This is a genomic window from Mucilaginibacter sp. PAMB04274, assembly GCF_039634385.2.
In the GTDB taxonomy this organism is placed as follows: Bacteria; Bacteroidota; Bacteroidia; order Sphingobacteriales; family Sphingobacteriaceae; genus Mucilaginibacter.
In genome coordinates this window covers 5,209,578-5,236,475 of sequence record NZ_CP155081.2, presented here as the reverse complement: position 1 = coordinate 5,236,475, position 26,898 = coordinate 5,209,578, and the positions used below count along the sequence as shown (strand labels likewise).

Below are 26,898 nucleotides of genomic sequence, written 5' to 3'. Positions count from 1 at the left end.
ATTGGACTTTTGTGATGTTTAAGCTAACTGGTTAACACTTGTTGAATATGGCGTTCAATTAGTTTATGCATGAAAATTACTCTTTAAGATATCTCATTTTTAAGGCATGTTTTCATTTCCACTGTCCATTGGGCGTCATTGGATAGTTCGGGTGATCGTATTTGCTGTTGTTGTGCGATTTTTAAAGATACCTTAAGTCAACTCAACCTAAACGGATAACGGTAATGCTGTAGATCGCCTTTACACATCTTTCCTATTATTTTGAACAATTGCCATACGTTACGAGTGCTTCATCAACTACTTTAGCCGGTAACCAACATAAATCATAAACTTAAAACCGATTCATGGATCTGAAAACAAAAAGCATTTTGTTAAGCTATTTTGCGGTGTTGTTATTTTCAACCTCGTTGCTGGCTCAAAACCCTGTTATTCAAACCCATTATTCACCCGATCCGGCACCGCTGGTGCATAACGGTACTGTTTACGTATACACAGGCGACGACATTCCAGGTTATGATTTTTATTACATGACCAAATGGCGGGTGCATTCATCAACCGATATGGTGAACTGGACAGACCATGGTTCTCCAATTGCGCTCGAGTCTTTCTCATGGGCAAGAGACCGCGCATGGGCTGCCCAGTGTATTGCACGTAACGGTAAGTTTTACTGGTACATATGTGCGCAAACTACTGCAAACAATATGGCAGTAGGCGTCGCCGTATCAGATAAGCCAACAGGGCCTTTTCGGGATGCCTTAAATAAGCCGCTTATTACTACAGGCAATTGGTCAAACATTGATCCTACCGTTTATATTGATGATGATGGGCAAGCTTACCTTTACTGGGGCAACGGTAGTTTATACTACGTAAAACTAAATACTGATATGATTTCCTATTCGGGAGAGATTATGCAGGTACCGCAAACTGCAGAGAGCTTTGGTGGCGTAAGGAGTGCCAGGAATGCTAACGGGCAGAACGGCAGCGAAACTGCACAAAATAAAGATATGTATGTAGAAGGGCCCTGGTTTTATAAGCACGCCGGCAAGTATTATCTTATGTATGCAGGAATGAGGAAGGGCGGAGAGACGCTGTCATACACCATGAGCGATAAGGCCACAGGACCGTGGAAATACCAGGGCAAAATCATGGCCGATCAGCCTGCCAATAGTTTTACTAATCATGGTGGCATTATTGATTTTAAGGGCAAGTCTTATTTGTTCTACCATACCGGTTTATTGCCGGGTGGCGGCAGTTACGGTCGCTCAACTGCAATAGAAGAGTTTAAGTACAACCCAGATGGAACAATACCGGTGGTAAAAATGACGAAAGCAGGTGTTGGGCCTGTTGGTTTATTAAATCCTTACAAAAGGACAGAAGCAGAAACCATCGCTTGGGCCGAGAAGTGTAGTATAGATGAGAATAAGGTTACAGGTGTTTATGTCTCCAAAATACGCACGGGTGGTTATATCAAAGTACGTTCGGTAGATTTTGGGAGTAACTCGCCCCGAAACTTCTCTGCTAACATTGCTGCAGGCCTGGATGGAGGCATATTAGAAGTACGTGCAGATAGCCTTACCGGAATAAAACTGGCTAATATTAGTGTACCGCGTACAGGAGGCTGGACAATGTGGAAACAACTTTCATCCGCTGTTGACACAGCTATTACCGGCGTGCACGATATTTACTTCGTTTTTAAGGGCCAGAATATAACAGCAGGGAGAGAACTTTATAATTTTGATTATTGGAAATTTGAACACTAACCACTAAGTTGCATATAACTTAAATCGCTTACTGTTTTTTCGGGCCGTTTGTTGAGCAATAAGCGGTAAGGTTAATCTGCAATACTGGTTATTTGGTAACCTGGAGCACCTGCATATTGCCCAGAAAGCTGGTACAGGAGGCTGATTTCAAAGTTCATATTTAACAGTTAAACCCTATTTTACAAAATGCGTTTTTTATATGTTTCCGGCTTGAAGCTATGGTTAATAGCCGCCTTAATATGCTATTATATGCAAACTAATGCGCAGTCCGGTCTTCAGACAGGCGTAGGTTTTCCTGCCGAAATTGAAAACCCTGAGATTACCGGTATCGGCAAAGAACCGCATCATGCTACACTGATGCCTTATGCAAACCTGCAGGAGGCTTTGCGAGCTAGGCGGCACGCTTCTTCTTTTAGCAGGAGCCTGAACGGGCTATGGAAATTCAATTGGGTGCCCACGCCGCAATTACGTCCTGTTAACTTTTATAACCCTGAGTTTGATGTTTCGTCCTGGAAAGAGATCCCTGTACCATCAAATTGGGAAGTTGAAGGATATGGAACTCCTTTTTACCGCAATTTGGGATACACCATTAAAAAAGATTTCCCGCACGTTATGAGCGAGCCGGATCAAAAATATACGGCATTTAAGGAGCGCAACCCGGTAGGAAGTTACCGAAGAGAGTTTGAGGTTCCAGCAGAGTGGGCTGGCCGGCGGCAGTTTATTACGTTCGACGGTGTTGACTGCGCCTTTTTTTTATGGGTGAACGGCAAAAAGGTGGGCTATAGTGTGAACAGTAGAAATGCAGCTGAGTTTGATGTTACCACGTTATTGAAACCTGGGAAAAACATGATTGCTGTTGAGGTTTATCAATATAGTTCGGGCACCTGGCTTGAAGATCAGGACATGTGGCGATTACATGGTATTTTTCGGAACGTAACTTTGTGGAGTGCCCCGCAAGTGCACATTCGTGATTTTTTTGTTCAAACCGACCTCGATAAAGAGTACCGGGATGCCACTATAAATGTTTCTGCTATCATTAAAAATTATAGCGAGAAAGGTGCCGTGAGCCAGGTAGTTACAGCAACGCTCTACGATCAGAACGGGAAAGAAATAGCCAGCGGCAATGCCAATGGGCACCGGCTTAATGCTAAGCAGGAAGAATCTTTGCAGTTAAAATTGCAGCTTGCCAATCCAGATAAGTGGACCGCTGAAACGCCCAATCTTTATACTTTGGTGTTGTCAGGTTCATCCGGAGAAATTCTTTCTACAAAAGTTGGCGTTCGCAAGATCAAGATTAAGGGCAGGGTTCTTATGGTAAACGGTGTGCCTGTTAAGCTAAAAGGTGTAAACCGTCATGAACATTGGTCGGACGTAGGGCATGCGATTACCGAAGAGCAGATGATCCGCGATCTGCAAATCATCAAGCAAGGAAACTGCAACCATGTTCGCACTTGTCATTACTCGGATGACCCACGCTGGTATGAACTATGTGATGAATGGGGCATTTGGTTGGTTGCCGAGGCGAACATGGAATATCATGGGTACGACAAAAAATTTGATGAGGAACCAACCATAAAAGCGGCCATTGTTGACCGTAATGTAGCTAACACTCAAAATTTTAAAAACCACCCTGCAGTTATTATCTGGTCGTTGGGTAATGAAGGGGGTAATGGTGGATCAAATGTAAGGGCTGCCCTTAAAGCTGTTAAAGCAATAGATAGCACCCGCTTTGTTCATTATGAAAGGTTTGGCACCGGAAAAAATAACCCGGCCGACTTGGATGGCAGAATGTATGGCACTGCCGAAGACTACGCAAACGTTGCCAGGAATAAGGAGCTGACCAAACCATTTTATATTTGCGAATTTGTACATGCAATGTTCAACTCTATGGGTTCATTGGAGGAGTATTCGCAGGTATTTGACAATAATGCCGAAATATTAGGTGGAGCAATATGGGAGTTCCAGGATCAGGGGTTATGGAACAAGCGCGATCCAAAACATCCCATACTGGCTTACGGCGGGGGCTTTGGCGAGTACCCTAACGATCACTACTTTATTCATAAAGGTGTTGTAGCCTGGGACCGGAAGACCGTTAAGCCTCACTTTCCTGAAATGAAGAAGGCTTTTCAATGGATAGAAACACAGCTGGCAGATCCGGCTAACGGAACTATACGAATCAAAAATAAATACCAGTTCATCTCACTCGACGGTTTCGACGCTTCGTGGAGCTTAAGCGAAAACGGGCTCGAAATAGCAAAAGGAAAGCTCAAGTATAGACCCATTAACGCCCGAAGTACGGGGTCTGCCAATGTGCCTTATAAAATCGGACATCCCAAAGCCGGCGCTGAATACTTTTTGCGCATATCTTACACCCAAAAGGAAGCTACGCTTTGGGCTGATAAAGGCTTTGAAGTGGCTTCTGCACAGTTTAAGCTACCTGTTTACACGCCGCCTGTTAACACAATAGCAGATGTTCATCCCCTTAAATTAGAAGAGAACGCACAGGGTATTGTACTTTCCGGTAATCAGTTTTCGGTAAGTTTCAGTAAAAAAACAGGGTTCATTAATCAAATTAATAAGGCAGGAGCCCCTTTGCTTGCTCCAAATGGCTCGCCACGTTTGCACCTGTGGCGTGCTGCCCACAGGAACGACGATAATTGGGCTTTTGATATGTGGGAACGATTTGGCGTAACTACGCTTAATTACAAGTTGGTGAGCATTAAGGCTGAGCGCGTAAGCAATGCCGCTGTAAAAGTTACTGCAGTTACCCATGCTGATGGAAAGGAGGGTTTTGGCGTATACCATACTGCAACTTACCTGGTTAAAGGGAGCGGAAACATAATAGTAGATAACCAGGTGTCTTTTGTTGGGCTGCGAATTAACCTTGCCAGAATAGGCGTGCGTGTTTTGTTTGATAAGAGCTTTGACAAGATGGCCTTTTATGGACGTGGTCCGTTCGAAAACTATGCTGATCGTAAAAGCGCTGCTGACGTGGGAATTTACGAAATTGGTGTAAATGATCAGTATGAATATGAAAAACCTATGGAGCGTGGCAATCACGAAGAAGTTAGATGGGCTTCTTTCAGCGGTAAGGGCAAACCACCCGTATTAATCCAGGCTGATGAAAAACTAATGCAGGTAGCGGCGCTTCCACATACCGATGAGCAGATGTATCCGGTAGAATATCAAATTGATCTTCCGGCAAGCACTGCAACTGTAGTTTGTATATCTACTAAAACGCTTGGTGTGGGCTCAGCCAGTTGTGGCCCGCGTCCTCTGGAATCTTTTCAGGTTTTTTCAGAGCCTACTCGTTTTTCATACACAATTAAACTATAAAATAATGTATCAGTTAAAATAACACCTCGGTAATTGACAGTAGCAAATTCGGGCTTTCCAAACTGATCCGGTTTCTGTTTGACTATTATAGCAATCATATTATTCAAAGTCGAAAAAGATAGCGAAGTCCGAGCAGCTTTATTTTAATGTATGCAACTTAATTTGAAGGTATACAGGCAGTAGTTTAAGTAAATGCACTCATGAAGGTATACTTGGATTATTAAAGAGCAAATACGTGGCTGACTTTTTGCAAGGTATACGTCAAAACATCAGCAACTATGGAAAGCATTGGAAAAGCATCATTAAAGAGTAAAGAACAGGTTATAAATGATCTTAATGAGATCCTGAATCTTGTAAATGATGGTAAAGAGGGGTATCAGTCAGCAGCAGAAGCAACTGAAAATCCGGCGCTAAAAGCATTATTTCTGAAGCTCTCAGGAGAACGGATTGTTTACGCAGCAGAGTTGAAAGAGCATATAGCCACGCATGGAGAGGATGCTGATAATGAAAATGGCGGTCTACTGGGTGGGTTACACCGTACCTGGTTAACTATAAAACAAGCATTAAGCAGCAAAGAGGACAAAGCTATTTTAAATGCTATTACCACCGGTGAGAAAGCCGCTATAGAAAAATACAACGAATGCATAGCCGACTATGCAGATCATGCAGACCACCTGACACTGCTAACCGAGCAGCGCGACGGCATAAAAGCCGCACTGGTTGAGATTGAGAAGCAGATCATTCAACAAGGTGCATAACAAAAAAAGGGTTGCTTAAAAGCAACCCTTTTTTTGTTATGTTTTTTCGGTACAAGGAATGGAAAAATGCGTACCGGCCTTAAAATGGTAAACACAAGTGTTGCTATCGCCTCAATAACGGTAAAGTTCTTAACCGGGCAAAAAGTGTTTATGATAAAACTTACTCATCATACACATAGTCAATGTACATTAAATGTATGAGTGTTCAACCATAATCTTTCTCAAGGTATCAGGCGGTTTGACGATAGCCAATTATATAAGTGATTAATCCACTTGTCATTTGTAGTCGTATTGTTCAGGCCATAACCGTGCCCACCAGCCTGGTATATATGTATTTCGGCCTTAACACCATGTGCGGATAACGATTTAAAATAGTTAATGCTATTTCCTACCGGTACTACTTTGTCGTTGGCACTATGAATCAGAAATGCCGGAGGGGTATTATCAGTTACCTGCATTTCGTTAGAATATTCCTTGGTCTTCTCTGCACTGGCATTTTCACCAATAAGCGCTTTTTTCGACCCTTTGTGTAACAAGCTGTCCTGAAAGCTGATGACGGGGTAAACTAATATCGAGAAATCTGGCCTTAAACTTACGTTGTCAGGGTTCGCTATCAGTGCTTTTTGGTAATGAGTGGATAAAGTTGACGCTAAATGACCACCTGCCGAAAATCCGGCAATACCTATTTTGTCGGGTGCTATGTGCCACTCGCCCGCGCGCTGCCTTACTATTTGTATAGCCCTTTGTGCATCCTGTAGTGGCCCAATCTCTTTATTCTGCATGGTTTCATCGTTAGGTAATCGATATTTTAAAACAAACGCGGCAATCCCCCGGGTATTCAACTCACGGGCAACATTACGTCCTTCATCATTTACTACCAAGTAAGAGTAACCACCGCCTGGGCAAATAATAACTGCAGTTCCGTTTGCTAAAGCTGCATCTGGTAAATAGGCTGTAAGTGTAGGAAAAACTACTTTACTTACCTTGCCGCGCTTAACGGTAGTGTCATTAACCTCGCGTACACTACTCTCTTTGGCATTGGGCACAATTTTATAAAGTGGCACAACGGTTTGAGCCTTTGCACTAAGTAAATTAAGCAAAAGGCCTAGTCCAAGCATCATAATTGGTAATCTTCTCATTTTATATAACTGGATATACTACGAAAATAATAAATTATTATGTACTACATAAATATTTATAATGAATTAGTTAACTTTGATTATCAAGCACCTGCTTGAATTTCTTAATCAATCCATTAACCAATTTGAAACCGATGAGAAAAATGTATCACCCAGTGTCACACCTTATGTTGGCACTTACCATCTCTTCCTGTATGTTAGTAACGGCATGCAGCAAAAAAAACCAGTTACCCGAAAAGTTGCCTGCAGACAACACAGTAGACGCCAAGACCGAAAATGATGTGACTGACCCGCCTCCGTTTTTTACTATATTTCCCGAATCAGGGAATACTACCTATCACAGCTATCGCATTCCGGCTATCATCCGCTCAAAAAACGGTGTTTTAATAGCTCTTGCCGAAGCACGAAAGAACAGTGATGATGATTGGGGCGATATTGACATTGTTTGCAGAAGGCTGTTAAAAACATCTACTGATGAAGTAAAGCCTGGAATAACAAACGCAGAGTGGACTTCGCAAACCATTATTGCCGGTAACAACAACGTTGTACTGGACGATATTCCTAATGTACCCTCAGATGCGGTAGCCGAAAGCTACAGTAACCAGGGTACTTTTGGTAACCCTACGCTGGTAACAGATCAAACTACCGGCCGCGTATGGTTGTTCATGTCATTTAACGATAAAGATCATTGCCAAAGCTGTAATAAAGTTGCAGGCGATGGTACGTATGACCAGTATAGTAATGTAACCAAATATGGCGATCGCAGGCTTTTTTTATGTTATAGCGACGACGATGGCGCAACCTGGTCCACTCCGGTTGACATGACCCAGGAGTTAACGCCAAACACTTATAAGTGGGATGCCGTAGGACCAGGGATTGGTATTCAAAAGCGGTTTGTTTCCCTTGAGAATACTTTGATAATCCCGGCAAACGGAAGAAATCTGTACAAAACGCCTACGGGCTCTTGGAGCTATGCTACCGTTCCGAGCGGAACAAGCGAAAGCACTATTATAGAGAGGCCTGACGGCAAATTATTAAGAAACGATCGCAAGGCACCTGCACCAGATATAACCGACTTAGCTAACAGATACAGGCAAACGTCAGCTTCTACTGATTTGCTCAACTGGACAGCACCTTTTCAGAACAACACTAAGTTAATGGATCCGATCTGCCAGGCGTCTATATTAAGGTATACCGATGGCTCTACTACCAACAAAAGCCGGGTAATGTTCATGAACTCCAATCATCAAACCCAACGAAGACATCCGGCTATAAGAATTTCGTATAACGAAGCGATAGATTGGCCTATAATACGTTCAATACCCAATAACGGGTCGGGTATTCTTGGCGGCTATACCAGTTTAGTAAAAACAGCCGATAACATGACCGGAGCTTTAATTGAGTATAATGCCACTACATCCATGAATATTCAATACCATAAAATTAGCCTAGGCTGGATATTGAACGGTAACCCAGAACCGTAAATACGATATATGCAATATAAAAACAAAGAGGAGCTTACATAAGCTCCTCTTTGTTTTTATAAGTAAATTAGTGAAAGGCAATGCGCATCATAACCTTAGCGGTTTTATTACAACCTGTTAGTAACTCTTTTTATGCACTACATAAATAACGTAGAATTTTTAGCTCTGTAAAAAAGATACCAGTACCTTTGTAAATCGCACGGGTAATAGAGAACAAAACCATTTAAGCATTAACTATCACTATGGTTATTCATAACAATTTAAGTAAAGACATAGAGCGGGTACCAACAGATACTATGGCCGATGTAGTAGAGCTCCGTTTACGGGATTATTTTAAGAGGAAATCTTTTAAACCGGGCGATGCACTGCCAAAAGAACTTGAACTGGCTGAAGCTTTAGGTGTAAGCCGTAATGTTGTTAGAGAAGCGCTAAGCAGATTGCGAATGCTGGGTATGATTGAGTCGAAAAAGAAAAGGGGAATGATATTATCCAGTCCAGACATACTTGGCGCTTTCGAGCGTATACTCGATCCGCTGATTATGACTGAAGATGCACTGAAGGATCTTTTTGAGTTACGTCTTGTATTGGAGATGGGGCTTGCCGATATCCTGTTCATCAATGTTACCGATAAGGCTATTCATGAGCTCGAACAAATTGCAAAGAGTGAAGTTCATGCTCCGATGGAATTCAGGATTAAAAATGAGATTGCATTTCACGGCAAACTGTATGAAATTGCAGGCAATGATACGCTCAAGCGATTTCAGATCATGCTGTTACCTGTTTTTGGATTTGTTATTAAAATGGAAAAAGAGGTTACTTACGGCAAGGTAACGCACCGCGATTTAGTTGAGCTGCTTAAAAAAGGTAATAAAGATGATTTTAGGCAGGGGATGTATGAGCACTTGAAACCCCATTTCGACAGGTTGAAAAAATAACCTCTTTTATGTACTACATAATGATTTAATAATTACATTTGTTAAAACGGTATTCTACCGGCATAACCAATTATTGTCAAATGAAATCATTAATCACGAGTGCAATGTGGCGTAAAGCATTGCCTATCTGTGTTGTAGTATTGCTGGTTTTAATAAAACCAGGTTATTCTTTTGTAAAAGACAGCGTAGCAATAAACCACATTTACAAAGCAGGGGAGGGTGGCTATGCCTGTTTTAGAATACCGGCACTAATAACAACCAAAAATGATGCGTTATTGGCATTTGCCGAAGCCCGCAAAGCTGATTGCGGCGATTCGGGCGATATAGACCTTGTTGTAAAAAGATCTGATAACGGGGGCAAGACGTGGGGGGCCATGCAGTTGGTTTGGAGTGACTCGACTAATACCTGCGGCAACCCTGTACCCATTGTGGACCGAACCAATGGGCGTATTGTGTTAATCAGTACCTGGAATTTGGGTACTGATCATGAAAAAGATATTATAGCCGGTACCAGCAAGGATGGGCGCCGGGTTTATGTGCTACAATCTGACAACCAGGGCAAAAGCTGGTCAAAGCCCCGCGAAATCACCTCGTCTGTTAAAATGACCAACTGGACCTGGTATGCTACAGGACCCTGCCACGGCTTGCAAATAGAAAACGGCCAGCACAAGGGCAGGTTGGTTGTTCCTGTTAATCATATAGAAGCGCCTTCTAATAAGAATTTTTCTCATACCATTTATTCGGACGATCATGGAACTACCTGGAAGTTAGGCAGCAACACCCCACAGGATATGATGAATGAGACGACTTTGGCAGAAATTAGTGGTAGCCGCCTGATGCTTAACATGCGCAATGCGAACCGTAGTATACGCACCCGAAATACCAGCACAAGTACCGATGGGGGACAAACCTGGAGTAATGTAAGAAATGACAGCGTGCTGGTTGAACCTATTTGCCAGGGGAGCTTGCTTAACTTCAACATCCGCAAAAAGCCGGTGCTGCTGTTTATTAACCCTGCAAATAAAACGAAGCGTATGAATTTAACACTGCGCATGAGTTACGATAACGGGCAAACCTGGCCCATTTCAGAAATAATTTATCCTGGCCCATCTGCCTATTCAGACATTTCCATTTATAAGAATAAAAATGTGGCTGTATTGTATGAGTGTGGCATCGCTAAACCTTACGAAGGCATTGCTTTTAAAGTAGTTAGTAAGTTTTTAAACAAGCTATAAAATATAGAGCACAGGTCGCAATGCTTTAAGCTTTTAAAAGCTGAGAATAGCAAACTGATTAAAACTTCATTCTAAGCTCATTATTTCATGAAATGTATAGTAAGCTGTTACCTACGCCTATTTAGGTATGGTAACGTAAAGTTCTTCCTAACCATTTGCTGTTGTTTATCTGTTCTGCCTTCATTCTCGCAGCAGAAGAAAAATGTATTGTTTATTGTGGTAGACGATTTGCGGCCTGCGTTAGGATGTTACGGCGACCGCGTGGCCGTATCGCCTAACATGGACAGGTTGGCCGCCATGGGTACCATTTTTAAATCAGCGTATTGCCAACAGGCTGTATGCGCACCTTCCAGAGCATCGTTCATGACCGGAAAGAAGCCTGATCATACTAAGGTGTGGAACCTAACTACACATTTTAGAAAAGCGCTGCCCAATGTGATAACCATGCCTGAGTATTTTAAAAATAACGGCTACTACGCACGGCAAATTGGCAAGATTTATCATGATCCTAAAGCTGCCCAGGATGCCCGTTCATGGAGTGTTCCGGAGCTATTTGCTGTTACCACAAACCTGGGCAAGTATGTCTTGGATTCTAATTTAGTACGGGCGCCCAAAGCTAACGCAGCAGAGGCGGCCAATGTAGCTGACAGCGCTTATATTGATGGTATGGTAGCAAATGCCGCTATTAAGGAGTTACAGTTGGTGCAAAAGAAGCCTTTCTTTTTGGCTGTTGGCTTCAGACGGCCCCACTTGCCTTTTAGTGTGCCGCTTAAGTATTGGAATAACAATGCCGGCAAGGTATTTCCTTTATCACCTGATACTGCTGCGGGTTTGCATGTGCCCAGGTATTCCATACACCATTCAGTTGAGTTAAGAGGATATCAGGATATTCCGGATTTAGGGCCAATAAATAAGGAACTATCAGCCGAGTTAATTAAGGGATATTATACAGCCGTGTCGTTTACTGATGAGCAAATCGGAAAAGTGTTTAGTGAGCTTAGTCGGCTCAAACTTGATCAAAACACTATAGTAGTAATATTAAGTGATCATGGCTTTCATTTGGGCGAGCACGGTATGTGGGGTAAAACAACCAATTCAAAAATTGACACACTTGTACCACTTATTATTTACGATCCTTCACAAACAAAAGCGCCGCGAGCAACGGTAGCAACAGTTGAGTTGGTTGACTTGTATGCTACATTATCTGACTTGTGCGGATTGCCCATTCCCAAAACCGATGGGCAAAGCTTTGCTAATGTTATAAAAGGTAAACCTTACTTAGGAAGGGGCATGGCCTTTAGTCAGTTTCCCGACGACATGAAATTTGACCAGCAACCTAAAGTTATGGGTTATGTCATTCATAACAACCGTTTTGGTTACACAGAGTGGATAGATCTGCCAACCGGTAAAGTGCTGGCGCAGGAATTATACGATTACCACGCAGACCCTGCTGAAAATGCTAACGTAGCAGCAAAGCCTAAATACCGCCGGCAAGTGGCGTTTTTTCATCAACAAGTAGGTTTATACCGTAAATAAACACCGGCTGATTAAGAGATTACGGAAAAATATATTTATTATTATGTACTACATATATATTTAATGATATATTTGACTAACCAATTTTAAATTATGAAACTTAAACTCAACTACATTGTTGGTTGCCTTCTCTTGCTGGCATTCAGCATGGTGAAGGCGCAAACGGGTACACCGATAACCGTGTCCGGCACAGTTACCGATGGAACCAAAAACGAAATGCTTCCGGGTGTGAGTGTTACCGTTAAAGGTAGCAGCACCGGCGCCATTACTGATGTTAACGGTAAGTTCACTGTAAAAGCTCCATCTCCTAATTCTGTACTGGTATTTACCTATGTAGGCTACGACAATCAGGAAGTGCCTGTAAATGGCCGTTCTCAACTTAACGTTTCTATGGCGGCCAATAGTAAATCGCTTTCAGAAATTGTGGTAGTGGGTTACACCACTCAAACCCGCGATAAAAATACCGCCGCCATCAGTTCGCTTGATACTAAGCAGTTGGTAAATACGGCCAATCCAAGCCCGCTGGCAGCTATACAAGGTAAAATAGCCGGTGTTTCTTTGCCTTTATCAAATGGTCAGCCCGGCTCGGCGCCGGCCAATATTATCATTCGCGGCGGTACCAAGGCTAACGTATACGGTTCTGGTACAGGTAATGCCAATGGCACACAATACCTAAATTCAGAAGGTTCGAGCCCATTGGTAGTTATTGATGGTGTTTATCGTACCATCAATGACATTAACCCCGACGATATTGAAACGCTTCAGGTAATGAAAGATGCTGCATCGACGGCAATTTATGGTGCACGTGGTGCCAATGGTGTTATTGTGGTTAAAACTAAAGGGGGCAAATTTGGCCAGGGCAAAATTAACGTTACGCTCAACTACCGCACTAACCGCGAGGTGCCTACCGGTAAACGCGATTACATGTCGGCTGCAGAATATTTAGTGCTGGCGCGTACTACTATGCAAAATACCACCGATCCGTTGGATAAGAATTTTTACTTGACCAACGGCGGTTTCTCTGCCGGTTATAAACTGTTCACCGCCAAAGGGCAGTATGGTGTAGATCCCTATACTACTGCACTTTTAAGCAATATTGTGGCCATAGAGGGGCAGGGATATGTAAATAACCTGCTTGCAAAAGGTTATCAAACCATGCCCGATCCTATTAACCCGGCTAACACATTGCTGTATTACGATAACAACTATCAAAACTTGCTATGGAACACCGTTACCACTAATACCTATAACCTGGGCATAGATGGTGGCAGCCAGAATTCGAGCTTTAACGTATCGTTTAACTACGTTGACCAACCGGGCACGTTTGTAGGGACTAAATATAAGCGCTACAGTGGGTTAGCTAATTTCAGCTTCAAAGCAAGTAATAACGTTCAAATCAACACTTCGTTAAACTATCAAAACATTCAACCCAATTACGTAAATGGTTATACCAACGAATTAGTAAGGGCTACAAGGGTAACACCGCTTGTGAGAATATTTAAAGATGACGGAACACCAAGTTTTGGTGAGGTAACCAGTACACGCAACCGTTTCCACACGCTGGCTTATGATAATTATCAGATATCTACAGAACGTACTGTTTCGCGGGTTGATTTGGACTGGAATATTATAAAAGGACTGCACTTCAGGCCAGCCGTGTCATACATGATGACTGATTACAGCAACCAGTTTAATCGTAAGGCTTACAATGATCTTGTTCAGCTGCCTGCGCCAAGGTTAAAGGTAGATAGTACAAACAATCAGCGCCAGTTAATGATAGACCAGGTTTTGCAGTATGACCATACTTTCAAAAATGATCATCATTTATCGGTATTGGGCGGTTTCAGTTATCAACTAAACAAATTGCATTATGTGGATATCAGCTCGCAGCGCGGTAGTAACGATTATGTAACCACCATTAGCGAGAACCCAACAACGGTAATAAACGGAAGTACGGTATCTAACGTTTTGCCCACTAATTACGGCACTTTCTCCAGGGTTGATAAAACCGCCAGTATTTACGGCCAATTCGGCTATGATTTTAAAGGCAAATACCTTTTAAATGCCACTGTTAGGCGCGATGGTTTCTCAAACTTTGCACCCAATAACAGGTATGCTTTCTTCCCTTCCGTAGCAGCTGGCTGGAATATCTATAAGGAGAGTTTTTGGAAAGATAATAATGCCGTAAGCACACTTAAACTGCGTGGCAGTTGGGGGCAGGTTGGCGCCTCCGACTTACAATACACCGATACTTACGGCGGCTATACAGCTAACGCGTATAACACACTTTCGGGTATACAACGGTCAAACTTGGCCAATCCTAATCTTAAATGGGAAACTACAGAAACCACAGATTTGGCTATTGACGCTGGTTTCTTAAAAGATAGGATTACATTAACGGTTGATCTTTATAATAAATTGACCAAAGACCGGCTTGATTCTAAACCACTGCCTGCCGAAGCTCCTTTCTCTTCTATTTTCTTTAACAACGGTACATTGCGTAACAGAGGTATTGAAGTTGAGTTGGGCGCAACTGTGCTACGCTTAAAAGATTTTCAGTGGCGCACTAACGTAGCTTACGCCTACAATTCACAAAAAATCATTTCGTTACCCTTCAACGGCCGCTTAAAAAACCGGCAGGGAGGTGGTGTTATAGCCGACCCTAATACCAGTAAGGATATGGAAGTAGGCGGTTTGGCCGAAGGCGAACGACCGTACGGTTACTATGCATGGCAGGTAGTAAAGGTGTTTAGTACCGAAGCTGAGGCAGCTGAGTGGAATAAAACACACAAAGATCTGGTACCAACATCAGTAGGGCAGGCCAATGGCAAACATGCCGGCGATTACGAGTTCCAGGATGTTAACAACGACGGTGTAATTGATAGCAAAGACCTTGTTTTTCAGGGATACAAAACGCCTAATGTAACCGGCGGCATGCAAAACACTTTCACTTACAAAAACTTTACCCTGCGCTTTAATATGGACTTTGCCTTGGGCCATGTTATATCAGACGGTGGCCTTGCACGTGAACTGGGCGTAGGCCGTGCCTTTAATGAAGGTGCACCCAGGGAGGCTTTAGGTAATAACATCTGGAAGCAATCGGGTGACGGGGATAAAAAATACGCCCGCTACTCTTTTGCTGATGCCAATTTTGGGCAATTCAATTATATCAGGCAGGCATCGTCTGATGTAGGAACCGGCAGTGCTTACGCTTCAGACGTTTCCAGAATGATTGCAAAGGGTGATTTCCTGGCTTTTAGAGAACTGTATTTAGCTTATAACCTGCCTAAAAGCATTTTATCAAAGATCAAAGCAACTGGTCTTACAGTATTTGTAAGCGGTACCAATCTGGGTTACTTAACAGCCTATAAGGGTCAAAATCCTGAAACCTACACTGGTTTTGATCCTGGAGGTTACCCACGCCCACGGCAGTACACATTTGGTGCTTCACTGAGATTTTAACCTATAAAAACATGAAAATGAAAAAGATATTTTTAGCGGCAGGCCTGTTAGGCTTAACGCTGGCAGGAACAACCTCCTGCAATAAATTATTAGATGTTACACCGCAGTCGCAAATCACTGGACAAGTTTACTTTAAAAGCGAAGGCGATTTTGACCCTTTTGTTATTGGTAATTATGCCTCTATACGCGCATTTGCCAACTCCTTTACTTATGGTACCGAGCGTAGCGAAGAATTGGCGCAAGGGCCAAACTCACGTTTAACAAGCGTGTGGCTGCAAACCATTACGCCTACAACAAATGCCTTTAACTACAACGGGCAGTACAGAGCTATTGGTGCTTCTAATTTACTTTTAGAGCAGATCGAGCCATTCCAATTTAGCAGCGCGGCCGTTAAGAACAGAATAAAAGCCGAAGCTTTATGCCAACGGGCTTATACCTATCTATTTTTGGTTAGGGTTGTTGGTGATACGCCTTTAATGCTGCAGGCCATTACTGACGATAATGTGCCCCTGCTGCCGCGCGCTAAGGCGGCTGATGTGATGAAACAGATATTTTCTGATTTGGACATGGCTATCAGCTTGTTCCCAGATAAATCCTATGCCAATAAGTATCGCTTTAGCTGGGGCGCAGCACAAGCGTTAAAGGCCGAAGCTAAACTTTGGAGTGCCAAAGTACTGGGTGGCGGTGCAACTGACTTTAATGACGCTATTGCCGCATGTGCAGCTGTTGAAACCACGGGTGTAAGCTTATTGAATAACTTTAAAGATGTAACCACCACACGCGCCAATGCAGAGGTTATCATGGCTGCCTATTATCAGCGCGACGAGACTGGTGCCAATTACGGACTAAATGCGTTGCCGTACCTGCAAAGTGTGCAAAACGCATCTAATTTAGATAGCATACCTTATGCTAAAACTACAACAAATGGCCAAGGCGGTTACCAAATCAGCTTAAAAAGCCGCCAGCTGTTTAGCGGTTTAACTAATGACAAACGCAAGCCGTTTACCTTCATTACCGAGCGCGTCGGCACAACGGTCAGAAATAGCTATGTTATCAAATTGCCGGGTAACGTGTACCCTGATGACCGTGTTTCTGACAATGATGTAATTATGTGGCGGTTGGCCGACGTTTACCTGATGGAAGCTGAAGCTTACGCAGGTGTTAATAACACTACCAAAGCTATCGAATATCTCGACAAGGTGCGCGTACGAGCCGGCAACGGCGCTTATACGGGTGCCACAGATAAAGCTACTGTTGAACGCTCCATATTTGATGAGCGCGGCCGCGAGTTGTTTTTTGAGAACAAGCGCTGGTATGATATTGTGCGCTTTCACTTTGGCAACACCATTAATGCTTACGATTATGTGCCAAATCTTGTAGGTAAAAAAACACCATTATTCTGGCCGCTGTCAGCAAGCGTACTTGCTGCAAATTCTCAATTAGTACAAACAGCAGGGTATTAAAATTCTGACGGCAGAGATTTTAACATCCGCTAACCATACAAATTAACTACAGATTTTGATATGAAACACACATCATTATTCAACTATAAAGCACTTAATGAAGATGAGTTAAAATCTTTCAAAGAAAACGGTTTTTTAGTTATCAAAAGTATTCTTACTAAGGAGGGCCTTAACCAGATGCAAACTGAAAGCATGGCCGCATGGGCTCGTGAAAAAGAATCATTTGATCCTACTAAAAGCTGGCTTCAAAACTCACTGCTGGTAAACATTCATCACCAGGCGCCAACTGTTCGTAATTATTATTTTGAAGGACCACTGGTTGATATAGCTTCACAGGTTATTGGGCCCAATATAAAAGGAGCTACTTCGCAGCTTACATTTAAAATGCGGGGCAACACCAAGCCCTTTGGCTGGCATCAGGATAACGGCTATGGCGAACTGGAGCCTTACAATGCTATAACAACACTTACTGCGCTTGATGATACCGACCGTGATAACGGTTGCTTGTGGTTAATTCCCGGCAGTCACAAACAAGGCCAGATTAAAGTTAATCAGGATGAAGAGCAGAAAAAAACGCAGTCGGAAATTATAGTTGAGGCAGATGATTCACTTGCTGTACCGATGGAAATGCAGGCAGGCGATGTGCTTATATTTAATTGCTGGATGCTTCATAAATCCGACGGCAATTATTCAACTGATCGTGACCGGCGTATCCTTTTCCTTCGCTATGCTGATGCTGATGCAGTTGAGGTTTATAACGATAGGAAGCCCAGGCTTGGCCGGTTGGTTAAAGGCGCAACCCGGTTTACTGAAGTGTCAGAATTTGAAGCCAATATATAAATGAGGCTCACTGCTGAAACTTTAAAGGGAAATTGGGCTACGCTGCTACTGCCGGTTAATACGGATGATTCAATCAACTACACACTGCTGGCCGAGGAAATTGACCAATTGATAGCAGCTCAGGTAGATGGCATTTATTCAAATGGTTCGGCGGGGGAGTTTCATAACCAAACCGAAGCTGAATTTGATAAAATAAACGAGTTGCTCGCGAGTAAATGCAGAATGGCCGGTATGCCGTTTCAGATAGGTGCGTCGCATCCGTCTCCCATCATATCAAAACAGCGCCTGCAAAGAAGCGTAGCCTTGCTGCCAGATGCAATCCAGGTCATACTGCCTGATTGGATAGTAGCTAACCAGCAGGAGCAAGTAAGCTTTTTGCAGGGAATGAGCCATGCTGCTGCCGGTATACCTCTGGTGCTTTATAATCCGCCGCATGCCAAAATGGTTTTGCCGCCACAGGCTTACGCTGGCTTTAAAGATTTAGTCCCCAGCCTTATTGGCATAAAAGTACTGAGCGGTGATGTGCAATGGGTTAATGATATGAAGCGGTATGGCAAGCACCTTTCAGTATTTGTACCGGGGCATATGTTAGCCACTGGCTTCGCCAATGGCATTGCGTCTGGCGCTTACTCAAATGTAGCCTGCATTAACGCAAAAGCCGCCCAACAATGGTGGGATGATATGCAAACAGATATTAATTCGGCTCTCGATTTGGAGTTTCGAATCCAGCAGTTTTTTAAAGAATGTATAGTGCCGTATCAGCAACAACGATTTTCTAACCCGGCACTTGATAAATTTTTGAGTGCGGTAGGGGGTTACATAAACGTAGGAACGCGTTTGCGCTGGCCATACCACTTTATTAGCGAGGATGAGGTGCTCACGATAAGGAAGCGCGCTCAGGCACTGATACCCGAATTTTTTACTACAAAACATTAAATGAACATGAAAATAAACGGAATAGTAGCAGCAACATTTGCAGCCTATCATGAAGACGGAACACTTAATACGGAGATCATAGCAACACTGGTTGAAAAGCTAATAGGAGATGGTGTTTCGGGTGTATACATATGCGGCACTAACGGCGAGGGCCCCAACATGTCAGTCGAGGAACGTATGGCTGTTGCCGAAGCCTATGTAAAAGCTGCCAATAAACGCATATTGGTGCTTGTACATGTAGGTCATACCTCAATTGCCGAGTGCAAAAAGCTGGCAGCACATGCCGCTTCCATTGGTGCTGATGCATTTTCGTCAGTAGCGGCATTTTACTTTAAGCCGGTATCGGTACAAAACCTGGTCGATTGTATGGCCGAGATAGCTTCAGCTGCGCCGCAGCTGCCTTTTTATTACTATCATATGCCTACGTTAACGGGTGTGGGTATGGATATGGTTGATTTCTTAAAAATAGGCGGACAGCAAATACCCAATCTTGCAGGTATAAAGTACACGGCATCAACGTTGTACGAGTACCAGGCCTGCCTTAACGTTGAAGACGGAAGATATGAAGCGCTTTACGGATTTGATGAGATGCTGCTTCCTGCTTTATCGGTTGGCGCAGTAGGTGCAATTGGTAGTACCTATACCTTTGCCGCGCCTGTATATTTAGACATCATTAAAAATTACCGTGCTGGTAATCACGAAGAGGCAAAACGGCTGCAACTGTTAATGGTAAACATCATTCGTTGTATTATTAAACATCCATCCATTGCTGCACAAAGAGCCATTATGCACATGCTGGGTTTTGATATGGGTAATCCACGTTTGCCACTTGCGCCGTTGTCTGCCCAGAGTTATGCCCAATTAAAAGCTGATCTGGAATCAGAAGGCTTCTTTGAGCTGCTTAATCAATACGCAAATCAAACTGCTAATGCATAAAGCTATTTCTCAAACACTACGAGCAGCAAAAATTATTGGTTTTAATCTGAGCCTGATGAGTACGACGATAGCTGAAGCACAAGTTACCGAATTTAAGTGGTCTGAGCTGGCTGCTATTCCTGATGCGCATGGTTTTGCCGGTTCGTTTGGCGGCACTTCCGGAGGTAGCATGATTGTAGCAGGAGGGGCAAACTTCCCTGACGGCGGAGCACCGTGGACAGGAAGTAAGAAAGTTTGGACTAATCAGATTTTTGTGCTTGAGAAGCCTGATGGGCAATGGAAAGTTGTCGGCAAATTACCCCATAATCTGGGTTACGGTGTATCGGTAACCTGGAATAACAAATTAATTTGTGTTGGCGGAAGCAACGAAGCCGGCCATACGCAGAAAGTGTTTGCACTTTCATATAACACACAAAGTATAACAATAGATACGCTGCCAGATTTGCCCTACGCCCTTGCCAATAGTTCGGGGGCTGTTGCCGGTAATATACTCTATGTAGCTGGCGGTTTAATTAACCCCGACGACAGGCGTTGCGCTAACCTTTTTTTATCGCTCGATCTTTCATTGCCGGCAGCCGAACAGCGGTGGCATAAATTAGATAGCTGGCCCGGTCCGGCCCGAATGTTAGCTGCAACAGGTGCCATAAATAATACATTTTATTTATTTAGTGGCGCTGAACTCGTAGACGCACAGAACGGATCGGTGAAGCGCAGGTATTTGAACGATGCTTATTCTTATGCGCCGGGTAAAGGGTGGAAACAGCTTGCTGATATGCCTTGGGCCGCTGTTGCGGCTCCAAATTCCGTTTATACCTCAAATAAAAATGTATTAAGCATATTTGGTGGCGATGACGGACAACTGGCCGAACGAGCTGATCTTAAAGAAACGCATCCAGGCTTTAATATCCGGATCTTGAATTATTATGTAAATGAAAATCAGTGGAAAGCCGGGTCAGATATTCCGGTTGAGAAGAATAAGAACAGTGTAAGTAAGCCTAACGAAAGTTTATGGGCACCGGTTACTGTACCTTTAGTTATATGGAACGGAAAGCTTGTTTTTCCAGGCGGCGAAGTGCGCCCGGCTGTTCGTACTCCGCGGGTGCGGGTGGCAACGCCAGTTAAACATTAAAGTAACCACAGTTTACCCCATTACAAAACACCAATACCATGATTAAATCACCATCCGTTTCTTCCTCCTATCCATGGGCACTTGTGGCTATGCTGTGGGTGGTTGCGTTTTTAAATTATTTCGACCGAAACCTTATTACATCAATGCATGATCCGGTAGTAGCCGATTTTAAACTCAATGATTCGCAGTTCGGTCTGTTAACTACCATGTTTTTGCTTTCGTATGGCTTGCTTAGTCCGCTTGGCGGCTACTTTGCCGATAATTACGGGCGCAAAAAGGTAATTTGTTTTAGCGTGGCCATCTGGTCTGCTGTAACGCTTTGGACGGGTTTTGTAAGTTCTTTTCCGGAAATGCTGGTTGCACGTGTGGTAATGGGGCTTAGCGAAGCGTGCTACATACCGGCTGGCCTGGCGCTTATAAGTGAGTATCATCAGGGCCGGACAAGATCAATTGCAACGGGCTTGCACATGAGCGGTTTATATGCTGGTCTTGCGCTCGGCGGCTTAGGCGGTTTTATAGCCGAATCATGGGGGTGGCGCCATGGCTTTCAGTTATTTGGTTTGATTGGTGTAGTTTATTCGATTTTATTAATTGTGTTTTTAAAAGATAAACCTATCGTATCTAACGGTGACCCGGTCTACAAAAAGGCACCTGCAAATCTGTTCCAAATATTTAAGCAGTTATTGGCAGAACGCTCGTTTTTAGTGCTGATGTTCTATTTCTGCGTATTGGGCATTGTAAACTGGTTAATTTATGCCTGGCTGCCCACTTTCTTGAAAGAACATTTTCATCTCGGGCTTGGAGAGGCTGGTATTTCGGCCACGGGCTATATGCAAATTGGCTCTTTTGCCGGTGTTTTGATAGGTGGCATACTGGCAGATCGGTGGTCGAAAATTAATGAACGCAGTCGTTTATATGTAGTTATAATTGGCTTTACGGTTGGGGCTCCATTTCTTTTTTTAATGGCCAGTACGCATGTTTTACTTATAGCAATTGCCGCTATGATTGTTTATGGCTTAGCACGTGGCTTTAATGACAGTAACCTGATGCCCATTTTGTGTCAGGTAATTGATAACCGGTACATAGCAACGGGGTATGGCTTCCTGAACTTTTTAAGTACCATAGTTGGCGGATTGATGGTATATATTGGTGGGGTTTTAAAAGACGCTCAAATCGATCTTTCTATCATTTACCAGGTTTCAGCGGTGTTAATGCTGTTGGCAAGCCTCTCTCTGTTTTTTGTAAAATTTTATCGTCAAAAAGAATATACAGCATGAAGGAGGTTATAGGACACGGTGATTACCAGTATCGTGTTAACCGTAATTGGAGCAAGGCCGATGCCGTAAAATATCCGGTTAACGACTGCCATGAAATGGTTAGGGCACAGAACGGATTGCTGTACATGCTTACCAACGAGGTTAAGAACAATATACTTGTTTATTCAAAAGACGGTAACATTGTGTCTGTCTGGGGAAACGAGTTTCCGGGCGGGCATGGCTTAACCATTGCTGATGAAAACGGGACTGAATACTTATACATTACCGATACGGTACGCCATGAAGTGATTAAAACGTCGCTCGATGGCAAAATAATCTCGGTATACAGCTATCCTAAAGAGATACCCGAATATACAGCTGTCAATGAATATAAACCGACCGAAACGGCAGTTGCTGCCAATGGAGATTTATACGTTACCGATGGTTATGGTCACCAGTTTGTTATACAGTATGACCATGCAGGTAATTACATCCGGCATTGGGGGGGTAAAGGTGACGGGCGCGAGCAATTTGATTGTGCACATGGTATAACTGTTGATAGTCGTTATAGTGAGCCGTCTTTACTAATTACTTCCCGAAATCATCAGGCGCTTAAGCGCTTTACACTGGATGGACAATATATAGAAACCATTTCCCTGCCGGGTTCTTTTATTTGCCGACCTGTTATACACGGAAAAAATGTTTATGGCGCAGTATTCAGATCAGAACATAATCAAAATTTTGGCTCTGGTTACGTTACCATATTAGATGAACATCACCGTGTAATTTCCTCTCCGGGTGGCACTGAACCTATATATGCAGACGGTGTTTTACAACCGCAAAAGCAGGTTGGGCAAACGTTTATCCACCCGCACGATGTATGCGTTGATGCGGATGAAAACCTCCTCATACCGCAATGGAACGCGGGTAAAACCTATCCGGTTTTTTTGGAAAGAGTTTGATGTATATATCCACTTCAGGCCAATGTCGTTTATATCAAATAAGCCAGACTTAAAAGGAATGTGACGCTGTTTAATTTCCTTAGAATGTGTTGTAGAAGTATGACTTTGCCTCCTTATCTAGCAGGCAGGTAAACGTCCTTTCTAAATAAGTCATCCGTTGTTTGTAGCTTTACGGCTATCTATGTATGCATCTATGAGAAATTTACTACTGTTATTTCCTGTGTTAATGGTTTTGTCATGTAAAAGCCCTGCCGAAAAGGAAGAAGACAGGCAACTGAATAAGTTGGCGAAAGATTATGTTCACCTTGGCTTAACTATTGGCCAGTATGACAGTGACTTTGTGGATGCTTATTATGGTCCCGATTCATTGAAACCTAAGCAGGCAGTTGCCGAAAGTTTTCCTAAGGATAGCCTTTTAGCATCAGTAAATGAGTTGATGAACGAGCTCAGCTCAGTAGCCCATAGCTCAACCAACGATTCTAACCAGATCAGGGCCAATTGGATGTATGATCAGTTACTGGCATTTAGCCGCCGTATCAGGATATATAGCGAAGAATACGCCACGTTTGATGAAGAGTCAAAAGCGCTGTTTGGCGTAGTGGCCCCCGTTTATGACGAAGATTATTTTAAAGCTACCGTTGATGAACTGGATAGTATTTTGCCAGGCAGCGGTAATGTGAACAACCGTTTCCAGAAGCTGGCTAATAAATTTGTAATTCCGACAGAGAAACTTGAGCCGGTTATAAACGCTGCCATAGCTGAAGCGCGTAAACGCACTAAAGCCCACTATCAATTGCCGGCAAACGAGAGCTTTACGCTGGAATTTGTAAAAGATAAACCATGGTCGGGTTATAATTGGTACAAGGGCAACTATAAAAGCGTAGTACAAATTAATACAGACACCAAGATTTTTATTGACCGGGCTATTGATGTGGGCAGTCATGAAAGTTACCCCGGTCACCATGTATATAATATGCTGTTGGAAAAGAACCTTTACCACGACAGGGGATGGGTGGAGCTTTCATTATACCCGTTGTTCAGTCCGCAGTCTTTAATTGCGGAGGGCAGTGCCAATTATGGTATAGAAGTAGCTTTTCCGGGTAATGATAAAGTGAATTTCGCCAAATCGATATTGTTATCGTTAGCAGGACTGGATACCGCCGGAATTGACGTTTACTTTAAAGCCGTGGCTATTAAAGCAAGATTGAATTATGTGCGTAATGAAGTAGCCAGAGGGTTAATTGATGATACCATGAGCCGGGGCAAGGCACTAAGCTGGCTAAAAAAGTATGGTCTCATGAATGATGAAACAGCCGAAAAATCCTTAGACTTTATCAAAAAGTACCGCAGCTATGTAATTAACTACAACTATGGGCAGGATTTGATTAGAAATTATATGGCGCAAAACGGTGCAACTGGTAAAGATCCTAATAAGCGTTGGGAAGTGTTCGGTAGGTTGCTGAGCAACGAGACCACTCCGGCCAGTTTGGTCAAATCACACAAATAGATTTTTGTAAAAATAACGCCACTTAAAACCTTCTTGCCGGGAAGGCTTTTTTTATTACGTCTTATATAATTTACTTAAAGCCTATTTTTATTTAGACTGTTTCTTATTAACTTCGCTGCATTATCTTATTTATAACAGTGAAGTAAGCGGTATTTGTATACCCAGCAACTCCGGTAATATGAAAAAACTACTTATAGCCCTTTCAACTCTTTTTACATTTTCTGCACATGCGCAGAAAAATGTGTTGTTAGATCCATCTTTTTGGCAGGCTAAACCCGACGTGAGCCAGGTAAAAGCCGAAGTTGATAAAGGAGGTAGTCCTTCACAATTTAATGCCATGAGCTTTGACCCGGTTGTAATGGCTATTAATGCGCAGGCGCCTACCGAGGCTATTAAATATTTAATAGACCAGCCGGGTAATAACGTAGATAAACTAACACACGATGGTCGTACTTATTTACACTGGGCTGCTAACAGGGGTAATGTAGAGGTGGTAGAATACCTGCTATCAAAAGGTGCTAAAACAAATGTTGAGGACAGCCATGGCACTACGCCGCTAAATTTTGCAGCTGCCAGTGGTCAGGCCAATACAAAAATTTACGATTTATGCTTAGCGCACGGCGCTAACCTAAAAAAGGAGCTCAATCATGATGGTGCAAATGCGCTGCTTTTAGCTGTAGCAAATGATAAAGACCTTACACTAACTAGTTATTTCGTATCTAAAGGGTTGGATATCAAAAGCACTGATGCTGCCGGCAACAATGCCTTTGCTTATGCTGCCCGGGGTGGTAATATTGATGTGTTAAAGGCATTGGTACAAAAAGGGGTGCCTGTGAATGCCAACGCTATGATTATGGCCAGCCAGTCTGGAGGACGCCGTGGACCGGGCGGTAATGCCGGCGGCGCTACTTTAGCCCTTTACCAGTACCTCGAAAGCCTGAACATTAAACCAACGGTAACCAATAAGAGTGGCGAGAATGTGCTTCATTATATTGTGCGCAAGCCTAACCAAAATCAAATCATCCAGTATTTCTTATCTAAAGGTGTTGACGTAAATCAGGCCGACGAAGACGGTAATACGCCCTTTATGAATGCTGCTGCCAGTAACCGCGATACGGCTGTGTTGGGTATGCTTATTTCCCATGTAAAAAACCTCAATCAAAGTAACCAAAAAGGCGTAAGTGCATTAGCTATGGCTGTGCGTAGCAATTCGCCCGATGTTGTAAGTTACCTGCTCAATAAAGGTGCTGATGTTAAAGTAATTGACCATGCCGGTGATAACCTTGCTGCTTACCTGGTGCAATCATACGCCGGCGAACAATTGGGTGGAAGGCAAGGTGCCCCAAGCTTTAACGGGCCAAAGCCCGAAGACTTTGATACCAAGCTAAAAATGCTCCAGGCAAAAGGCTTTGATGCTAAGGCCCCGCAAAAAAATGGTAATACGCTGTGGCATCTGGCCATTGCCAAAAACGACTTCTCATTAATGAAACGTTTAGAGCCATTGGGTATTGATGTGAACGCTCGTAATAATGAAGGCCTTACTGCATTGCATAAAGCAGCTATGGTATCTAAAGACGATGCCATGCTGAAATATTTGTTATCAATAGGCGCTAAAAAAGACATCACTACAAATTTTAAAGAAACTGCATTTGACTTAGCTGGTGAAAATGAGTCTTTAACTAAAAAGAACGTATCCGTTAATTTCCTTAAATAATTTATTAATGTCTAAGTTATATAAAGCAACGCTTTTGTTTTTGGCGCTCACCTTCGTTAAGTCTACTGTTTCTTTTGCTCAGGCAACCGGTACCAGCAAGTATAAATGCATGGTGCAAATGACCAATTACATGGGTGAGGGCGCTTATATTGTTATTTCATTAATTGATAGCAAAGGTGCGTACGATAAAACTTTGTATGTAATGGGTTCTGACAAGAAATGGTATTCGAGCCTAAAAGAGTGGAACAAGTTTTATAAAAAGAAGCCGGCTAACATTAGCGCTATCACCGGCGCCTCCGTTACTGGTGGTGACCGTAGCGTTAACGTTATTGAGATTGAAACTTCAAAGATAAATGCTGGCTACAAGCTGCGTTTTGAAAGCGCAGTAGAAGATAAAAATTACTATGTAAAAGACCTGGAAATACCACTCACCAGCGATGCGCTTGCTGGCAAAAATGAGGGCACGGGCTTTATTCGTTATGTGCGCTTTAGCGCTAACTAACGTTACCA

The 26,898-nt window shown here is 43.1% G+C and carries 19 protein-coding genes; 18 read left to right on the top strand and 1 reads right to left on the bottom strand.

The annotated features are described in order from the left end of the window. Positions 1-344: 344 nt before the first annotated feature. From ABDD95_RS22575 to ABDD95_RS22565, 3 genes are all read left to right on the top strand, one after another. Entirely contained in the window at positions 345-1,760 is a 1,416-nt protein-coding gene (locus ABDD95_RS22575) for a glycoside hydrolase family 43 protein (protein WP_345949627.1), read from the top strand. 249 nt (positions 1,761-2,009) lie between these two features. Next, a complete protein-coding gene (locus tag ABDD95_RS22570; protein ID WP_345949626.1) occupies positions 2,010-5,096 on the top strand; it encodes a glycoside hydrolase family 2 TIM barrel-domain containing protein in 3,087 nt (1,028 codons plus the stop codon). A gap of 278 nt (positions 5,097-5,374) precedes the next feature. Then, a complete protein-coding gene (locus ABDD95_RS22565) occupies positions 5,375-5,854 on the top strand; it encodes a PA2169 family four-helix-bundle protein (protein WP_345949625.1) in 480 nt (159 codons plus the stop codon). 221 nt (positions 5,855-6,075) lie between these two features. Here the strand turns inward: ABDD95_RS22565 and ABDD95_RS22560 are convergent, their stop codons facing one another. Next, complete coding sequence (locus tag ABDD95_RS22560) at positions 6,076-6,993, bottom strand: alpha/beta hydrolase (RefSeq protein ID WP_345949624.1); 918 nt, start codon at positions 6,991-6,993, stop codon at positions 6,076-6,078. 134 nt (positions 6,994-7,127) lie between these two features. Between ABDD95_RS22560 and ABDD95_RS22555 the strand changes: the two genes are divergently transcribed. The 15 genes from ABDD95_RS22555 to ABDD95_RS22485 all read left to right on the top strand — a co-directional run bounded on the left by ABDD95_RS22555 (position 7,128) and on the right by ABDD95_RS22485 (position 26,890). Continuing rightward, positions 7,128-8,477: a sialidase family protein gene (locus ABDD95_RS22555; protein WP_345949623.1), complete on the top strand. Its 1,350-nt coding sequence runs from the start codon at positions 7,128-7,130 to the stop codon at positions 8,475-8,477. 242 nt (positions 8,478-8,719) lie between these two features. Then, the gene (locus tag ABDD95_RS22550; protein ID WP_345949622.1) at positions 8,720-9,412 is read left to right on the top strand and encodes a GntR family transcriptional regulator; all 693 of its coding nucleotides are present in this window, start codon (positions 8,720-8,722) and stop codon (positions 9,410-9,412) included. An 80-nt stretch (positions 9,413-9,492) separates the two neighbouring features. Further along, positions 9,493-10,647, top strand: a complete 1,155-nt coding sequence (locus ABDD95_RS22545; RefSeq protein WP_345949621.1) for a sialidase family protein — start codon at positions 9,493-9,495, stop codon at positions 10,645-10,647. An 87-nt stretch (positions 10,648-10,734) separates the two neighbouring features. Next, the gene (locus ABDD95_RS22540; RefSeq protein WP_345949620.1) at positions 10,735-12,183 is read left to right on the top strand and encodes a sulfatase; all 1,449 of its coding nucleotides are present in this window, start codon (positions 10,735-10,737) and stop codon (positions 12,181-12,183) included. Positions 12,184-12,276: 93 nt separating this feature from the next. Further along, positions 12,277-15,645: a SusC/RagA family TonB-linked outer membrane protein gene (locus tag ABDD95_RS22535; RefSeq protein ID WP_345949619.1), complete on the top strand. Its 3,369-nt coding sequence runs from the start codon at positions 12,277-12,279 to the stop codon at positions 15,643-15,645. Positions 15,646-15,662: 17 nt separating this feature from the next. Further along, positions 15,663-17,108, top strand: a complete 1,446-nt coding sequence (locus ABDD95_RS22530) for a RagB/SusD family nutrient uptake outer membrane protein (protein WP_345949618.1) — start codon at positions 15,663-15,665, stop codon at positions 17,106-17,108. A gap of 60 nt (positions 17,109-17,168) precedes the next feature. Continuing rightward, the gene (locus tag ABDD95_RS22525) at positions 17,169-17,948 is read left to right on the top strand and encodes a phytanoyl-CoA dioxygenase family protein (protein WP_345949617.1); all 780 of its coding nucleotides are present in this window, start codon (positions 17,169-17,171) and stop codon (positions 17,946-17,948) included. Beyond that, positions 17,949-18,884 (top strand): dihydrodipicolinate synthase family protein, encoded by a 936-nt coding sequence (locus tag ABDD95_RS22520; protein ID WP_345949616.1) that lies wholly within the window; start codon positions 17,949-17,951, stop codon positions 18,882-18,884. Then, positions 18,885-19,820: a dihydrodipicolinate synthase family protein gene (locus tag ABDD95_RS22515; protein ID WP_345949615.1), complete on the top strand. Its 936-nt coding sequence runs from the start codon at positions 18,885-18,887 to the stop codon at positions 19,818-19,820. It abuts the gene before it with no gap. 55 nt (positions 19,821-19,875) lie between these two features. Next, positions 19,876-20,949, top strand: a complete 1,074-nt coding sequence (locus ABDD95_RS22510; protein WP_345949614.1) for a galactose oxidase — start codon at positions 19,876-19,878, stop codon at positions 20,947-20,949. 38 nt (positions 20,950-20,987) lie between these two features. Then, entirely contained in the window at positions 20,988-22,226 is a 1,239-nt protein-coding gene (locus ABDD95_RS22505) for an MFS transporter (RefSeq protein WP_345949613.1), read from the top strand. Next, positions 22,223-23,167, top strand: coding sequence for a 6-bladed beta-propeller (locus ABDD95_RS22500; protein ID WP_345949612.1), 945 nt, complete (start codon positions 22,223-22,225; stop codon positions 23,165-23,167). The genes ABDD95_RS22505 and ABDD95_RS22500 overlap by 4 nt, the downstream gene beginning before the upstream one ends. Positions 23,168-23,360: 193 nt before the next feature. Further along, positions 23,361-24,674, top strand: coding sequence for a hypothetical protein (locus tag ABDD95_RS22495; protein WP_345949611.1), 1,314 nt, complete (start codon positions 23,361-23,363; stop codon positions 24,672-24,674). Positions 24,675-24,852: 178 nt separating this feature from the next. Next, positions 24,853-26,388, top strand: a complete 1,536-nt coding sequence (locus ABDD95_RS22490) for an ankyrin repeat domain-containing protein (protein WP_345949610.1) — start codon at positions 24,853-24,855, stop codon at positions 26,386-26,388. A 7-nt stretch (positions 26,389-26,395) separates the two neighbouring features. Next, on the top strand, positions 26,396-26,890 hold the full coding sequence (locus ABDD95_RS22485; protein WP_345949609.1) for a DUF2271 domain-containing protein: 495 nt from the start codon (positions 26,396-26,398) through the stop codon (positions 26,888-26,890). The last annotated feature ends 8 nt before the right edge of the window (positions 26,891-26,898 follow it).

Coding starts and splice junctions, on each gene's coding strand:
- ABDD95_RS22535 (WP_345949619.1), top strand. CDS start 12,277: ATGAAACTTAAACTCAACTACATTGTTGGTTGCCTTCTCTTGCTGGCA.
- ABDD95_RS22495 (WP_345949611.1), top strand. CDS start 23,361: ATGAGAAATTTACTACTGTTATTTCCTGTGTTAATGGTTTTGTCATGT.
- ABDD95_RS22565 (WP_345949625.1), top strand. CDS start 5,375: ATGGAAAGCATTGGAAAAGCATCATTAAAGAGTAAAGAACAGGTTATA.
- ABDD95_RS22550 (WP_345949622.1), top strand. CDS start 8,720: ATGGTTATTCATAACAATTTAAGTAAAGACATAGAGCGGGTACCAACA.
- ABDD95_RS22520 (WP_345949616.1), top strand. CDS start 17,949: ATGAGGCTCACTGCTGAAACTTTAAAGGGAAATTGGGCTACGCTGCTA.
- ABDD95_RS22505 (WP_345949613.1), top strand. CDS start 20,988: ATGATTAAATCACCATCCGTTTCTTCCTCCTATCCATGGGCACTTGTG.
- ABDD95_RS22540 (WP_345949620.1), top strand. CDS start 10,735: ATGAAATGTATAGTAAGCTGTTACCTACGCCTATTTAGGTATGGTAAC.
- ABDD95_RS22575 (WP_345949627.1), top strand. CDS start 345: ATGGATCTGAAAACAAAAAGCATTTTGTTAAGCTATTTTGCGGTGTTG.
- ABDD95_RS22545 (WP_345949621.1), top strand. CDS start 9,493: ATGAAATCATTAATCACGAGTGCAATGTGGCGTAAAGCATTGCCTATC.
- ABDD95_RS22490 (WP_345949610.1), top strand. CDS start 24,853: ATGAAAAAACTACTTATAGCCCTTTCAACTCTTTTTACATTTTCTGCA.
- ABDD95_RS22515 (WP_345949615.1), top strand. CDS start 18,885: ATGAACATGAAAATAAACGGAATAGTAGCAGCAACATTTGCAGCCTAT.
- ABDD95_RS22555 (WP_345949623.1), top strand. CDS start 7,128: ATGAGAAAAATGTATCACCCAGTGTCACACCTTATGTTGGCACTTACC.
- ABDD95_RS22530 (WP_345949618.1), top strand. CDS start 15,663: ATGAAAAAGATATTTTTAGCGGCAGGCCTGTTAGGCTTAACGCTGGCA.
- ABDD95_RS22525 (WP_345949617.1), top strand. CDS start 17,169: ATGAAACACACATCATTATTCAACTATAAAGCACTTAATGAAGATGAG.
- ABDD95_RS22485 (WP_345949609.1), top strand. CDS start 26,396: ATGTCTAAGTTATATAAAGCAACGCTTTTGTTTTTGGCGCTCACCTTC.
- ABDD95_RS22500 (WP_345949612.1), top strand. CDS start 22,223: ATGAAGGAGGTTATAGGACACGGTGATTACCAGTATCGTGTTAACCGT.
- ABDD95_RS22570 (WP_345949626.1), top strand. CDS start 2,010: ATGCAAACTAATGCGCAGTCCGGTCTTCAGACAGGCGTAGGTTTTCCT.
- ABDD95_RS22560 (WP_345949624.1), bottom strand. CDS start 6,993: ATGAGAAGATTACCAATTATGATGCTTGGACTAGGCCTTTTGCTTAAT.
- ABDD95_RS22510 (WP_345949614.1), top strand. CDS start 19,876: ATGAGTACGACGATAGCTGAAGCACAAGTTACCGAATTTAAGTGGTCT.